The organism is Methylomonas defluvii (genome assembly GCF_033949435.1).
Classification (GTDB): Bacteria; Pseudomonadota; Gammaproteobacteria; order Methylococcales; family Methylomonadaceae; genus Methylomonas; species Methylomonas defluvii.
The window spans coordinates 118,427-132,973 of the sequence record NZ_JAXARY010000007.1; the positions used below are offsets into that span (position 1 = coordinate 118,427).

Sequence of the window (14,547 nt, forward strand, 5' to 3'; positions counted from 1 at the left end):
GGGTTTTTTGAATTTCTTTGACTACCTTAAAAGGTAGATGGTACCGAGGGTCGGAATCGAACCGACACTCCTTTCGGAACCGGATTTTGAATCCGGCGCGTCTACCAGTTTCACCACCCCGGCAAAGAAAGCGTCATTATACTGATTTTTGCAGAAATGCCAAACTATTTTTTACGCTGCCAATATTACCGCTGCTTTCAGCTTTTTCATGGCGTTTTGTTCAAGCTGTCTGATACGCTCAGCCGACACTTGATAACGATCCGCCAATTCGTGCAAAGTGGCTTTTTCTTCCACCAGCCAGCGGCTAGCCAGAATATCGCGGCTTCTATCGTCCAAGCCGGCCATGGCGTCCATCAGCAACTCTTCCTTGCGGTCTTCCCAGTCGCTATTTTCCAGCAATAAAGCCGGATCGGCACCATGCTGTTCCAGATAAGCGATAGGCGCTTGCACATGGTCTTCGCTGTCGTCGCCCGTTGGCTCAAGTCCTATATCGCGACCATCCAAACGCCGTTCCATTTCGTAAACCGTTTTGACGTCCACGTCCAGGTTCTCTGCTATCGCTTCCGCATCGTCTTGCGATAGATAGTTCAAGTCGTTTTTAAACTTACGCAGATTAAAAAACAGTTTGCGCTGCGCTTTAGTGGTGGCAACTTTAACGATGCGCCAGTTTTTAATCACATACTCGTGAATCTCCGCTTTGATCCAATGTACGGCAAACGACACCAAGCGCACGCCCATGTCGGGGTCGAAACGTTTTACCGCTTTCATCAAGCCGATATTGCCTTCCTGGACAATGTCCGCCAACGGCAAACCATAACCGGCATAGCCTCTGGCTACATGCGCCACGAAGCGCAAATTGGACATCACCAGCTCACGCGCAGCATTCAGGTCGCCTTCATCCCGGTAACGTAACGCCAAGTCCTGCTCCTGCTCGACGCTGAGTTTGGGCATTTGGGCGACTAAGTTCAAGTAAGAATCAAACGTCCCAACCGATAAATTGATCGGCAAAGCCAAGCTGTTGTTCATATCACCCTCGTTTCCGCGGAATAAATTAACGTTAACCGAATTCTAGCACTCGAAACACGAGAGTGCTAATAATTTAGTAAAAATCTTTTGATACAGATAGTTACACTGACTTTTGCTTCAATTTTGCTGTGTAACCAGCTAACGATGCCGCCTTTACGAATTCCGGCCAAACTCGTTAAAATGCCGATTAAGTCAGAAATCTCCGCCTAACTCATCAAAACCACAGCCATTTACTCAAACATGTCAGCTTCCGATAGCCCCGTTTCATCCAACTTTATTAGACACATCATTGCCGCCGATCTGGCCGCCAACAAAAACAACGGCAAAGTTGCCACCCGCTTTCCCCCCGAACCCAATGGCTATCTGCACATCGGCCACGCCAAATCGATCTGCCTGAATTTCACCCTAGCCGCCGAAAACAACGGTACCTGTAATTTACGCTTCGACGACACCAACCCGGAAAAAGAAAGCGTCGAATACATGGAAGCCATCGAACGCGACGTGCAATGGTTAGGATTTAAATGGGCCGGCAAATATCACGCTTCCGACTATTTCGAACAACTCTACGCTTACGCGGTGCAGTTGATTAAACAAGGCGATGCCTATGTCGACAGCTCAACGCCTGAACAAATGCGCGCCGACCGCGGCACCTTGACCGAACCCGGCAAAGAAAGCCCTGACCGTAGCCGCTCCATCGAAGAAAACCTGGATTTGTTCACCCGGATGCGCGCCGGCGAATTCGCTGACGGCCAGTATGTGCTGCGCGCCAAAATCGATATGGCCTCGCCCAACATTAATATGCGCGACCCGACCATTTACCGTATCCGCCGCGTGCATCATCAACGTACCGGCGACGCCTGGTGTCTGTACCCCATGTACGACTACACCCATTGCATTTCCGATGCTTTGGAAGGCATCACCCACTCAATCTGCACCTTGGAGTTTGAAGATCACCGTCCGCTGTACGACTGGGTGCTGGACAAATTGCAAACCCCTTGCCATCCACAGCAAATCGAATTCGCCCGCCTGCAATTGGAATACACCATCGTCAGCAAGCGTAAATTGCTGCAACTGGTCATGGAAAAACATGTCAATGGCTGGGACGATCCACGCATGCCGACCATTTCCGGCCTGCGCCGGGCCGGTTTTACGCCGGAAGCGATTCGCGATTTCTGCGAACGCATCGGCGTCACCAAAAACGATTCCTGGATCGAAATGGGTGTTTTAGAAAATTGCATTCGTGAAGACTTGAACGAACGCGCTCCGCGAGCGATGGCCGTGTTAAGGCCGTTAAAAGTGGTGATCAGCAACTGGGAAGACGGTAAAACCGAAACCTACCAAATCGCCAACCATCCGCAAAAGCCGGAAATGGGCAGCCGTGAAGTCAGCTTTTCCAAAACCATTTTGATCGAACAAGACGATTTCATGGAAAACCCGCCTAAAGACTTTAAGCGTTTGGTGCCGGGCGGTGAAGTGCGCTTGCGCGGTTCTTATGTGATCAAATGCGAGGAAGTGATTAAAGACGCTGCCGGCAATGTCATAGAACTGCATTGCAGTTACGATCCGGCCACCTTGGGCAAAAACCCGGAAGGCCGCAAAGTCAAAGGCGTTATTCATTGGGTATCTGAACAACATGCCGTGCCTGCCGAGTTACGTTTATACGACAGGTTATTCAGCCATCCCAACCCGGACACGCTGGATAATTTTCTGGACGGCATCAATCCCAATTCGTTGGAAGTGTTGACTGATTGCCGGGTGGAAGCCAGCCTGGTCAATGCCACGCCGGATACCCGTTATCAATTTGAGCGCACCGGCTATTTTTGCCTGGACTATGCCGACAGCACCGCGGAAAAATTGGTGTTTAACCGTACCGTGACCTTGCGCGACAGTTGGGCAAAGTAGCAAGGTAATTAACCATGGCCGCGCTGCAACCCTTAGTTAGCCATCTCGAAACCCAAACCGGCCAGTCTCTTAACAACCACCGCCTCAGCACTATCGGCGGTGGCGACATCAATAGCGCTTACCGGCTGCAAGCCGCCAATATCGACTGGTTTATCAAATTAAACCGGGCAAGCCTGGCAGAGATGTTTGTAGCAGAAGCGGCCGGTTTACGCGAATTGGCCGACATTGGCGCGGTGCGCGTGCCCAAGGTGATTTGCTTTGGCGAATGTCAACAACACGCTTATCTGGTGCTGGAATTCATCGAATTGGGCGCGTTGCATAGCCGCAGCGCCAGCTTATTCGGCGAACAACTGGCCTTGCTGCACCAGCGGCCGCAAGCCTATTTCGGCTGGCACATCGACAACACCATAGGCTCCACGCCGCAGTACAACGCCAGACACGACGATTGGGTCAGTTTTTGGCAGCAACAACGCCTGGGCAAACAATTACAGTTTGCCGCCGCCAACGGTTATCGCGGAGCGCTGCAGAGCCAAGGGGGAAAACTGCTGGAAAGAATTGGCGATTTTTTTAGCGCTTACCGCCCACACCCATCCTTACTGCACGGCGACTTATGGGGCGGCAATGCTGCCTCGGATAAGCAAGGACAACCGATAATCTTCGACCCGGCTTGCTATTACGGCGACCGTGAAACCGATCTAGCCATGACCGAATTATTCGGCGGTTTCAGCCGCGATTTTTATGCGGCTTATCAAGCCCAATACCCACTGGACCCTGGCTACAAAACCCGTAAAACCCTTTACAACCTTTACCATATCCTCAACCATCTCAACCTGTTCGGCAGCGGTTACTTGAACCAGGCCAACAGCATGATCGCTCAGTTATTGGCCGAATTAAACTAATCGCGTTCAGCACCGAATGGCCAACCAAAGCGATAGGTTGACATAGCCAGTTGCAATTCCCCATCCTCCATTTTCCCGGCTCATAAAAAGAATTTTTCCCGCCTCAATCCAGGAATTTCCTCCTAGATAATAGCCGTCAATTTTAAGGCCGAAACAGCAGCTTATATCCAGAGCCGCGTTTCGAAATTTATGACACCACCCATTCCACCGCTGCCATGAGCAACACCCTAAAAATATTGTTAGTCGACGACCATGCCGTGGTACGCGCAGGTTTTCGCATGCTGTTGTCGGTTAGAGGCAATGTCGAAGTCATCGCCGAAGCGGAACGCGGCGAACGAGCGATTCAGCTTTATTGCGAGTCCAAGCCTGATCTGGTGGTCATGGATTTATCCATGCCGGGAATCGGCGGTCTGGAAGCCATTCGCCGGATCGTCGCGCGGGATGCTAATGCGCGGATTTTGGTATACAGCATCTATCACGAACAAGTTTACGTGCGGCGCGCCTTGGATGCCGGCGCGCAAGGGTACATCACTAAAAACATGGCGCCGAATCTATTGTTACCGGCGATAGAAAGCATTATGCAAGGTAAAGGTTATACGGAACCCGGCCTGCTTAAACCCGCGGACGAGCCGTCCGCCAATGCGCAATATCAAGCGCTGATCGATGCATTCTCGCCGCGCGAGTTCGATATTTTCCGGCTACTGGCCCAAGGCCTGACGGTCTCGAAAATTTCCATTCACCTGTGTTTGGGCAATAAAACCATCGCCAACTACGCGACGCAAATCAAGAAAAAACTGCAGGTGCAGACCACCACCGAATTGGCCCACATTGCCGTCAACCTAAACATACTCAATCAGTAAACCCTATCTAAAACCGCTCAGCGCAATACTCTGATCGAACCCAAGGTACCGGTTTCAACGGTCACACTCAGCCGGGTAATTTTACTGACGCGGATGGCGTTCTTGGGTTGCGAGGGGTCGAAATTGAATTCATCGCCCTCGCGCACCATAAAAGTACCGACACCGCTGACTTCCAACAGAGCAATAAAGGCCTTGCCGGTCGGATTCAATAAGCCGCGTAGTTTAAGGTTAGGCACCTTCATGGTTTCTTGATTCGGCATAAACCCATAAGCGCCAGCGGCGGTACCGCCCTGCGCGCCAGCCGTTTCGTACATCAGTTCGCTGGGCGTGAACGGATCGCGCAACTGCTTCGGCGCCGCAGGTGTCAACGGCAGCGGCGTGGCCGGCGCTTCCAGAGCCTGCGCGGCTAGTGCCGCCATTGAAAAAAAAAGGCCGGCAATCGGCTTGATTGAATTCGACAAACTCATTTAATGCCCCGATACCAAAGAGAATAAGGCTTGAAAGAATGCATAATAGACAAAGCCCACCATCAAGCCTATGACCAAAATCATCACCGGCTCGATCAAGGCCGACAGACGCTTGATCGCAATTTCCAACAGCTTTTCGTAATAAAGCCCCAGTTCCTGTAACACCTCGTCCAGCGCCCCGGTCCCTTCGCCAACTGCGACCATCTGCACCACCAGCGGCGGAATGCGCGGATGATCGATGCTGCGCGCAATATCCCGCCCCTCTAAAATCTGGTTCGATGCGGCCAGCAACTGATCGACATAAACCCGGTTGCCCAGCAAATTAGCGGTAATTTTCAACGCTTCAAACACGGTGACACCGCTGCGCAGCAGAATCGACAGCGCCCAGTTCATCTGCGCCATGGCACCGGTCACCAGCAGCGAGCCGATCACCGGCAGCCGCAGCAACAGCCGGTCTATCCACAAGCGGCCGTTACGGGTTTGATAAATCAACATCACCAGCAGCAGAAAAGCCGCCACACCACCTACCAGCCACAGGCCATGCTGGCGCACGAAGTCCGATATATCCACCAGCAACTGGGTAGACGGCGGCAAGGCTTTACCTTTGCCCATCAAAAACTTGCTGAATTTGGGGATGATTTTCACCACCATGAAAATGCCGACGCCGATTGCCGCCAGCACCACAATCGCCGGATAAATCATCGCGTTGATGGTCTGCGCCCGCAATGCGGCTCTTTTATCCAGATGTATCGCCAACCTTTCCATGATTTGGTCCAAATCGCCCGTGGTTTCACCGGCAACCACCAAATTGATCGCCATTTCCGGAAACACCGCCTTGTGCTTACTCATCGCCGACGACAGCGATTGGCCCACCCGAATGTCTTTCAGCATCAGGCGTAAAGTCAAATTCAAGCGCGGATTGGTCAATTGTGCCTGGGCCAGCTCTAAAGCCTGCGCCACCGGCAAGCCCGCCCGCAGCATAAAACTCATTTGCCTGAAAAAGAAAATCAGCGCCGTGTTCGTTACCGAACGTTGCGAGGCCAACCAGTCCGAGAAATTAGCCTGGCCGAGAAAGCCGCTGCTGCCGCGTCCCTGGCGCAACGCCAATACTCGCAAACCGCTCTGGCGCAATTGTGATGCTGCATTACCCATATCGTCGGCTTGCAAGCGGCCACCAATCTCGTTGCCTCGCTCATCCAAGGCGGTGTAAACAAATTCAGCCATCTCAGTTTACGCCGCGCATACCGCGGGTTTTGTGGACCGCTACATCGCGTAACTCGTCGAGCGTGGTCATGCCCAGCAGCACTTTACGGCAGCCGTCCTCCCACATAAAACTCAGACGCTCACCGGCACTGGCTTCCAAGGTTTCCTCATCGGTGCCGCGGGCCACCAAGCGGGCGAGGGTTTCATCCAGCCACAGGGTTTCGAACAATCCTAGCCGGCCGCAAAAACCGCTGCCCTGGCAGATCACGCAACCGCCCGGTTCGTATATTTGCACTGCATCGTCGTCCCGCCCCAATTCCGCCAGCTCGGCAGGCGTCGCCGAGCGTGGTTTGCGGCAATGCCCGCATAAGCGGCGTACCAAACGCTGCGCGATCACCGCCGCCACCGTGGAACCGATCAGGAATGGTTCGCAACCGATGTCGATCAAGCGCGTGACGGCGCTCACCGCGTTGTTGGTGTGCAGCGTCGAAAACACCAAATGCCCGGTCATTGCCGCTTTTACGGCCACATCGGCAGTTTCCGGATCGCGGATCTCGCCCACCATCAGCACGTCCGGATCGTGCCGCAGAAACGAGCGCAGGGCGTCAGCAAAGCTGACTTTCGGCCCGGTCTGCAATTGAGAAACCCCGTGCATCACATATTCAATCGGGTTCTCCACGGTCATGATGTTGATGTCGGCGCGGTTGATTTCTTGGAGCGCGGCGAACAAGGTGGTCGATTTACCGCTCCCGGTCGGACCGGTCAGCAGCACCATGCCGTAGGGGCGGTGTATCACCTTGCGAAAATGCTGCAAATCTTCTTCCATCATGCCCAGATCGGCCAGCGTCAAGCCAAACGCCTCTTGGCCGAGCAGCCGCAGCGTCATCCGTTCGCCCAGCCGGGTCGGCGCGGTCGCCACCCGAATGTTAAAGCCCTTGTCGATGGGCCGGGGCAAATGATAAGAAAAACCGCCGTCCTGCGGCATGCGCTGTTCGGCTATATCCAAGCCGGCCAGCACCTTGACCCGCGACACCAAAGCAGCCGCCGCGCCGGCGTTGGCGACCAACGGAAAGTCGCGCAATTTGCCGTCCACCCGCAAACGAACCCGCAGACCTTGCGCATCCGGCAATAAGTGAATGTCCGAGGCCCGGTAAAAATAGGCTTCGCGGATGATGCCGTCCAGCATGGCCACCAAATCGGTATCGGTCTCCGCTGTCACCGCGCCGCTTTGCTCGGGCGCCGATTTTCCGGCCAATGCCTGCTTTACCTTTAATTGCAATAGAGCCAGATCGGCCATTGCCAGCGGCAATACCTGCCCCAACAAGCGTTGCACCGAATCGATGCCGCCCCGGTCGCCCGGATCGCCGCAGATCAGTAACACCTGTTCGCCATCACTAACCGGCAACAGCAATTTGCGCTGTACCAGACTGGGCGGAATTTTTTTTAACAAGGTGTTTTCCACCTGTAGCGTATCCAGATCGACATACGGCACACCGTATTGCTCGGCCACCGCCCGGTGCAAGGCCGATAACGGAAAACGATAATGGGCCTGAACCATGCTTAGCAAACTCAAGCGTTGCCGGCGAGCTTCCAGACGTAGGCGTTCCAATTGCGCAGCTTCAATCAAGCCACAGCGCACACCGGCTTCCAGGAGATGTTCGTCATTGATAGCCATACGCTTACAACGCCAAAATCACTTCGGCCAACAAAGATTGCGGATAGCCGGGCATCGCCAACACCGGCATGCGCTCGACACTGATCCGCAGCACCGCCACTTGAAACGGCAGCCGATCCAAATCGTGAATGAAGCGGTTCAAAGCCAGATAGGTACCCTCCACCTCCAGGCGCCGCAACGGCCTTTCCAACAAGGAACCCGGCGACATCCGCGCCACCCAACCAGCACTCAGCGGCGGAATCACGGCAGCGATGGGCGCAGCGGCAGCGGCCGGCGTTACCGTCGCCGGTTTGTTTTTCCGGCTTTTCTTGGTGGTTGCCGGTGCCGCCGCTACCGGCGCGGCATTGTTGCTTACCGCCGCTTTGAAAACCTCGTTGGCGCGCACATGAATCTGCGCATCCCGCGCCACTTTGGAAATATTCACAATCAGAAACTGCGAGTCGTCCGGCGCCAGATGTTTTTCCACGCTGTCCGACTGCTCCTTGATAGCCGCCAGCAAACGCTCTTGTTCCGCTAATTGGCTCTTCAAACGCTCGATGTCCTCATCCGGTTCTTCCGGGATCTCGGCGGTACGCAGGCGCTTATCGGTGGCTTCCGCCGTTTGTTGCAATTGGCCGATTTCCCGGTTGGCCGGCACCCAGCGCAACCAGGCGTAAGCGCCGATAACGATCACGCCGATAGCCAAGGCCGACAACCATTGTTCGCGCTTACTCAAAGGGGGTAGTTTCATGGGTATTTGGATTGGATAAACGAATGATTTTGCCGTCCGGCTCGGCCAATTTGACCAGCCGCAAGGAAATACTGAAGCCGTTGCTCTGCAGCGGCCCTTTGCCGAAAGTCACTTTGGGCTCGCGAACCTGCAAATCCCAGCGGGCTGCGGCATCACCCACCCGTTTGATAAAGGTCTGCGCGGCGCTGTCGCTGAGCGCCCAGGCTTCCAGCACCAGGTTTTCCGCTTCGATGCGTTTGGCGTCGATAGGGTTGGGCGCCGCCGCGTTCGCTGCCGCGGCCGGTTTTAATGCCGACTTGTCCGGCTCATCCAAACGCTCGATCACCACCTCATTGTCAACCAGCGTTTGCAGCATACCCAACACGCCTTTCACCAAATCCATGCGCTCCGGAATATCTTCGTCGTAGAAGCGGGCCAGATTTTCCAGACGCGACTGTTCGGTGCGCAAACTCTTGATTTTGTCCTTGATCTGGGCGATTTCAGCCGCTTGGGCGTTGATGCGCTTAATAGCCTCATCGATACTTTGCCAGCTGGCGTCCACCTGCTGTTTGTAGCTCTCGACGCTACTTTTGCGCGCCCACAACGACAGCTCAGCCACGCCGACCACCACCAATAACAGCAGCACCAGCGCCGCGGCCCGCACCTCCAAGCGATCACGCAGTGCCGGCAACGGGCCGCCCAAGCGCACCCCCACGCAACGCTCAGATTCGGCCAAACCCAGTGCATGGTAAGCCGCTCCGGCCATGCCCGGCGAGACCTTATCGCCAACGGCAGCATGGCTTAGAGGATGCAAGTCCAGTTCCAGCATGTGTTCCAAATTGGCGGCCAGCTCCGGTGCCGGCGGCCAACTAGCCAGCCAGACCGGCTCGCGCGGCGGCGCATGCAGCGCGTGATAGCTTTCCAGACAAATATCCAGCGGCGCTTTGTGCAGATTCAAATAGTGGCGCAAGGCCGTAATCCCGCCAGCGGCTAGCCGCGTGCTAAACCCCAGACCGGGTTGAGTCTCCAGCAGCACGGCGTGGGTTTCTGTCGGGGGCAATAAGGCCGCGCTGCAACCGGTCAAGGGATACATGGTTTGCAATTTCACACCCTGCCGCGCGAAAGCGTCCGACCAGCGCTGCAATAAACTTTGATGCACGCAACTAATCAGCCAGTTAAAAGTACCGGGTATATCGTCCACCGCACTCTGCGCCGCCCAGCCGACTTCGATGGCCTCGTCGGCGGCTTTCAGCCACTCCTGCCCGGTCAAGCAGGCATTGAGCTGGCTGCGTTTGATATAACCCAACTCCACCGCCAGATCGCCGAAACGCCGTAACGAAAACTGCTCGGCCAACGCCAAACCTCCGCCGGCTCTGGATTTACCTTGCTGCAAATCCATCACCGCCCGCGCTTGTTCCTCGGTCATATAACCTTGGCCCACCAATAAATGCCCCACCGACCAGCGGGTGACGTGTTGCAACAACAGCGGCTCCGCTTCCCAGCGCGCCAGCTCCAACATCTGCAACAACGGCCGGGGTTTGCGGGGATTGACCGGTAACTCCACCAGCGTGGAAAACACCGCCGGCGACAACAGAATCGCCGAACCGCCGCCCTGCCAACCCTGGCTTTTTAGCGTAGTCAGCACATCGCTCAGGCCTTCGGCCATATCCACCTGCTCGGTTTTGGCCTGATACAGCAATTCCATATCCTGATCGGCACGGCGCAGCACGGCGGCGCGCAAGGAAAAACCGTCGGTCTCGCAGACCAATAACTGCGACGGGATAGCAAAAGGGATAAAACGGTTAAATTTCATGGATGCTTGGCATTTGAGATTGTTTAGCGGTTTCCGGACTGTGGCTTTTTCGGCGCTGCCGCTTAGCGCCCCGACGATCCTCGGTCATTGCCATTAAATTAGCAGCAGGTGATTCCCTCTCCCCCAGGGAGAGGGTTAGGGTGAGGGGAATAAATAAGGGAAAAAACGATATTTTGATCCCCTCATCCCAACCTTCTCCCGGAGGGAGAAGGAGCTTTTTCCTTAGCGTATTGGCAGTGACGGCCCGCACTGAAAGCACATGGCGAGACGGATTCGGACAAAGTGGACTCATGGAATGATCCAATTAAGGGCCAAATTCAGTGTCTGGCGGGGTGAGACGCTGAAACTGCGGATGTTGGCGATGTTTGGCTTCGGGTTGGGATTGGCTCCAGTGGTATCGCAATCGCCGTCGAAAATCACAAAATCGTCTGGGTCAACCGTCCCACCTTGGTAACAAACAATCGCATACCCGCGTTGTCCAATAGGCAAGAGTGGCGGCGTGCTCAACTTAAAGCTCTCGGTTTTTTGACCGCTCGCCGATACTGATAGGCTTGCCAAAACCAAGTAATCAGGAGTTCCCTCGTCCGAATCGACATAGTCGGTCAAATCGGATAAATAAAGGCGCAATACCAAGTTGACGTCTGACCCTGGCAATTTTGTCCCGCTTTGATTCTCAAACGTCACGCTCACTGCCGCCGGTAATGGCACCTGCCAATCGGCGCTGACAATCAGTTGCGGCGCGGCCACGTCATCGGTGGCAACAGTTAAATCCATGCCTTCGCTAGCTAAACTGGCGGTCGCTGCGGTTACGCTGTAATCCCATCCTGAATCCAGCGCATCAGCGGCCGCATTCGCGCCTTCGTTACCATAGCCGTCTCTAAAACGCAGGCCGCCGCCGGATTCCGGGATAACCTGTAAATAGGGGCCGCGCCAGCCTATGCCGACCCCCGTGTTCTGATCCAGATTCCATTCGCTAACGATTTCGGTGTCGTCGCACGGCGATTTAAAGGTTTTCGGAACGGTGGCCGGAAGCACCTCGTCACCGAGCCTCAATAACTCCGCCAAACATAGCGGCAAGCGCCCCATATCCGCCACAAAGCCGCTAAGCTCCGGCGCGCCGTTTACTGTGCGAGTCGGGTCGCCGACGATGGCTTTGCGGATCAGTTCCATCCGGCGTTTGGTTTCGTCGTATTTGGCTTGGTCTTCCACGCCCTCGGTCAATAGCAAACCGGTGGACGCCACCAGTGCCATCAAAAAAATCACCAGCAACATTTCCAGCAGGGTAAAGCCGCGCTCGGATTTGTGATGTATCGAACCGACCGCAGGTAGGGTGGATAAGCGGAGCGTGATAGCCTGCGCTTTGGCGTTTTTGGCGATTTCGATCAATAAGTTCATCGCAACAAACACAGCACGGTATCGTCACCACCGCCGGCCAGCTGGCAGGTGCCGGGCGTTGGGCTATTGTCGGTGTTATCCGGACCGAGGCTGACCAGCCGAGCTTTGTCGGCGTCATCCAAATCCAACATGAGGTAATTGGCTTGATAGGCATCGGTAATCACCCACAAATTATCGACACCGGCATAACTCATCAGGCCGCTTTTGCGTTGCAAATACGGGCCGTTCCAACCGCGATGGGTGTCCGGATTCCAGCCGTTGCCGGAAGGGTCGGCAAACAGCATCCAGAAATTGGCCGGCGATTCGCACCAGGCCAGTTTTGCGGCGTCCGTGCTGCCGGCTTCGCTGGGCAGATTAACCAAATCCGGATTGATTTTGCCGGGGTTTGCCGGGTCTTCGCAGACGTAAATCCCCTGCCCCGGTAAATCGTTGCTACCGCTATCGCGGCGAAACTGTAACAAAGCATTGCGGATTTCCGCGATTTCAAACCGGGTAGCATCTTGGCGGCCTTGATCCTGCACGCCTTCATAAGCCAGCACCGCCGTGCCGGCTACTACTGCCATCAGCACAATCACCGCCAATAATTCCAGTAGGGTAAAACCGGCTTGCGACCGAATTTTCAGAGTTTTGGAACGCACGACGGCAACATGGCGCCAGGCGACGGGCCGCAACATTCCGCTAAGAACAAACAATAAACACCTCATTTACTTGCTTGTGAAAATTAAAAACTTAGCCAGCCCTAGTTGCCGAGTCACTAGCATTAAGTTGGCGTCACGCCGGCATCGGCAGCCAATCAAACCTCTCAGTTAAAGTTGCTTGGCAGGCGCACCGCTGCTGGTGACCACTTTTGCACCTAGCGTGGAGGCCAGCATCGGCAACATGAAGTTGACTTTGACGCTGTCCGCACCTTTGAGATGGAAAAGATCGACAATAAACTTTGAGGCATCATTCGGATAAGCGGCCAAGGCCCGGCTTAACGTCTTTTTGGATGCTTGCTGATCGCCGTTCAGGGCTTGCATCAGCGCCAGCCGGTACACTAAATTGTTGGCCGGCACGAAACGCACGGCAACATCCGCCAATACGGTCAGTTGCGGCCGCATCGCCAAATCGTCGGGCTGACCGGTAAACGTAAAAATCATCGGCACATAAGGTGTTAGCAGCGGCGCTTGCGTCACCGCTTTTTGACAGACATCCACCAGATGATCGGAGCGTTGCTGAGAGGGTTGCGCCACCGTCGCTAACAAAGCCAATTCCATGCGCAGGTAGTGAGTTTCATGTACAACTGCCACGGACGCGGCGGCAGCAATGCAGAAGCCGGCTATGACAGTGCCGGTTTTTTTCCAGGCTATCGGCCGGCTCAACTCATCACCCAAGCCCAATACCATCGCGGCAACCCCTAAAAACGGCGCGTACCACAGCGGGTATTCCAACATGCTGTGAATGCCCAAAATGGCCGCCAACAACATCAGCCAGGTTTTAAACGCTTGCTGCGTTGTCCCCTCGCCCACGGCCAGCACCGGACGAATCCAGCGGCTGATAGCCAACAGCAGCAGCAACACCGGTAACAAACCCAGTTCGGCCAGCAAGTGCAAAATCAGGTTGTGCGCGTGTTCGATATAGGTAGGCAGTGCCGGAATATAGCGGCCAGCTTGAAAATACGCGGTGTCGAATTGCCCGAAACCCTGACCCAGCAAGGGCTGCTGCAAAAACAAGTGCCAGGCCACTTGCCAGATATGCCAGCGCGGCGACGCGCCGCTGGTTGGTTGTAGCATGCGTTCCGCCGAGCTCAGTTGCGCGTCCGGCAAAACACCCAGCGACCACAAACCCTGCAAGGCCAGATAGCCGAAAAGCCCTAAGCCGATGGGTTTCAACCAGGCGGAACGGTAGCGCCACGCGATGACAAAGATGGCTAGCCAATACAATAAAACACTGCGAGAAGGCGTCAGGCTCAAGCCCAGCATCAGGCTAAACCCGCAGAACGCAAATACCCCTCGAGGTAGCCGACCAAGCGCATGCCAGTACAGTAAAGACACACTGCCCAAGGCCAAGAAATCGCCGTAGTTGTTGGCTTGGCCGACGCCGCCCCAGTCGCCGATTTCCCCGGATAGCCGCCCGAATAGCTCACGCCAGGCCACCAGCGCGGCAGCCGTTACCAAACCGCCGGCCAGCCAGCCGCCGACCCGTTCGCTACCAAACTGTTGCCGCAAATGGGCCATCAAAACCATCATCAGTGCGGCCCAAGCCAAATAAGCCATCCCCATATAGGCATGCGGTACGACGACTTGCGGCAACAGTTTGCTTTGTAAGGCCAGATAGGCGGCCAGCGTTAAAGGCAACCACAGCGTGCGCGGCAACTGCAAATGCTCGCTACGCCACAAGCTTGGCAAAGCCGCCGCACAAGCCAGCAATCCGCCGACTACCGCCAGCCATTCCAGATGAAAGGTGGTTACCGGCTGCAAATGCCAGGGCGCCAGCCAAGGCAAAATCGGCAGCAAACCCAATAGCAACAGGCTGAGCGGTGGAAGTTTGGAGAAGTGGAGCGATTTCATCGTTTGTTGTCTGTTTTGGTTGTGTGGCGCTTGGCGCTTATGTGTTACG

12 protein-coding genes and 1 tRNA gene are annotated in these 14,547 nt (G+C 55.2%); 3 read left to right on the forward strand and 10 right to left on the reverse strand.

Features of this window, described 5'->3' with window-relative positions; translation table 11 throughout:
• Window positions 1-38: 38 nt before the first annotated feature.
• Window positions 39-123 (reverse strand) — tRNA-Leu (locus QLH52_RS09505).
• A gap of 48 nt (window positions 124-171) precedes the next feature.
• Window positions 172-1,026 carry an RNA polymerase sigma factor RpoH gene (rpoH, locus tag QLH52_RS09510; RefSeq protein ID WP_319961376.1) on the reverse strand — a complete coding sequence of 285 codons (855 nt, stop codon included), beginning with the start codon at window positions 1,024-1,026 and terminating at the stop codon, window positions 172-174.
• Between the two features lie 240 nt (window positions 1,027-1,266).
• On the opposite strand from rpoH, the gene QLH52_RS09515 reads away from it, so the two are divergent.
• The 3 genes from QLH52_RS09515 (at window position 1,267) to QLH52_RS09525 (ending at window position 4,687) form a co-directional block, all read left to right on the forward strand.
• A complete protein-coding gene (locus QLH52_RS09515; protein WP_319961377.1) occupies window positions 1,267-2,928 on the forward strand; it encodes a glutamine--tRNA ligase/YqeY domain fusion protein in 1,662 nt (553 codons plus the stop codon).
• A 14-nt stretch (window positions 2,929-2,942) separates the two neighbouring features.
• Window positions 2,943-3,827: a fructosamine kinase family protein gene (locus QLH52_RS09520; protein ID WP_319961378.1), complete on the forward strand. Its 885-nt coding sequence runs from the start codon at window positions 2,943-2,945 to the stop codon at window positions 3,825-3,827.
• 215 nt (window positions 3,828-4,042) lie between these two features.
• A complete protein-coding gene (locus QLH52_RS09525; RefSeq protein ID WP_319961379.1) occupies window positions 4,043-4,687 on the forward strand; it encodes a response regulator transcription factor in 645 nt (214 codons plus the stop codon).
• Between the two features lie 17 nt (window positions 4,688-4,704).
• On the opposite strand, the gene QLH52_RS09530 is transcribed toward QLH52_RS09525, so the two are convergent.
• The 8 genes from QLH52_RS09530 to QLH52_RS09565 all read right to left on the reverse strand — a co-directional run bounded on the left by QLH52_RS09530 (window position 4,705) and on the right by QLH52_RS09565 (window position 14,498).
• Window positions 4,705-5,154 (reverse strand): hypothetical protein, encoded by a 450-nt coding sequence (locus QLH52_RS09530; RefSeq protein WP_319961380.1) that lies wholly within the window; start codon window positions 5,152-5,154, stop codon window positions 4,705-4,707.
• Complete coding sequence (locus QLH52_RS09535; protein ID WP_319961381.1) at window positions 5,155-6,378, reverse strand: type II secretion system F family protein; 1,224 nt, start codon at window positions 6,376-6,378, stop codon at window positions 5,155-5,157.
• A 1-nt stretch (window position 6,379) separates the two neighbouring features.
• The gene (locus tag QLH52_RS09540) at window positions 6,380-8,032 is read right to left on the reverse strand and encodes a GspE/PulE family protein (protein ID WP_319961382.1); all 1,653 of its coding nucleotides are present in this window, start codon (window positions 8,030-8,032) and stop codon (window positions 6,380-6,382) included.
• A gap of 4 nt (window positions 8,033-8,036) precedes the next feature.
• Entirely contained in the window at window positions 8,037-8,762 is a 726-nt protein-coding gene (locus QLH52_RS09545) for a hypothetical protein (protein WP_319961383.1), read from the reverse strand.
• Complete coding sequence (locus QLH52_RS09550) at window positions 8,740-10,554, reverse strand: hypothetical protein (RefSeq protein ID WP_319961384.1); 1,815 nt, start codon at window positions 10,552-10,554, stop codon at window positions 8,740-8,742. The genes QLH52_RS09545 and QLH52_RS09550 overlap by 23 nt, the downstream gene beginning before the upstream one ends.
• 288 nt (window positions 10,555-10,842) lie before the next feature.
• A complete protein-coding gene (locus QLH52_RS09555; protein ID WP_319961385.1) occupies window positions 10,843-11,949 on the reverse strand; it encodes a type II secretion system protein in 1,107 nt (368 codons plus the stop codon).
• The gene (locus QLH52_RS09560) at window positions 11,946-12,587 is read right to left on the reverse strand and encodes a type II secretion system protein (protein ID WP_319961386.1); all 642 of its coding nucleotides are present in this window, start codon (window positions 12,585-12,587) and stop codon (window positions 11,946-11,948) included. Before QLH52_RS09560 ends, QLH52_RS09555 begins: the two co-directional genes overlap by 4 nt.
• A gap of 168 nt (window positions 12,588-12,755) precedes the next feature.
• Window positions 12,756-14,498 (reverse strand): PglL family O-oligosaccharyltransferase, encoded by a 1,743-nt coding sequence (locus QLH52_RS09565; protein ID WP_319961387.1) that lies wholly within the window; start codon window positions 14,496-14,498, stop codon window positions 12,756-12,758.
• Window positions 14,499-14,547: the final 49 nt, after the last annotated feature.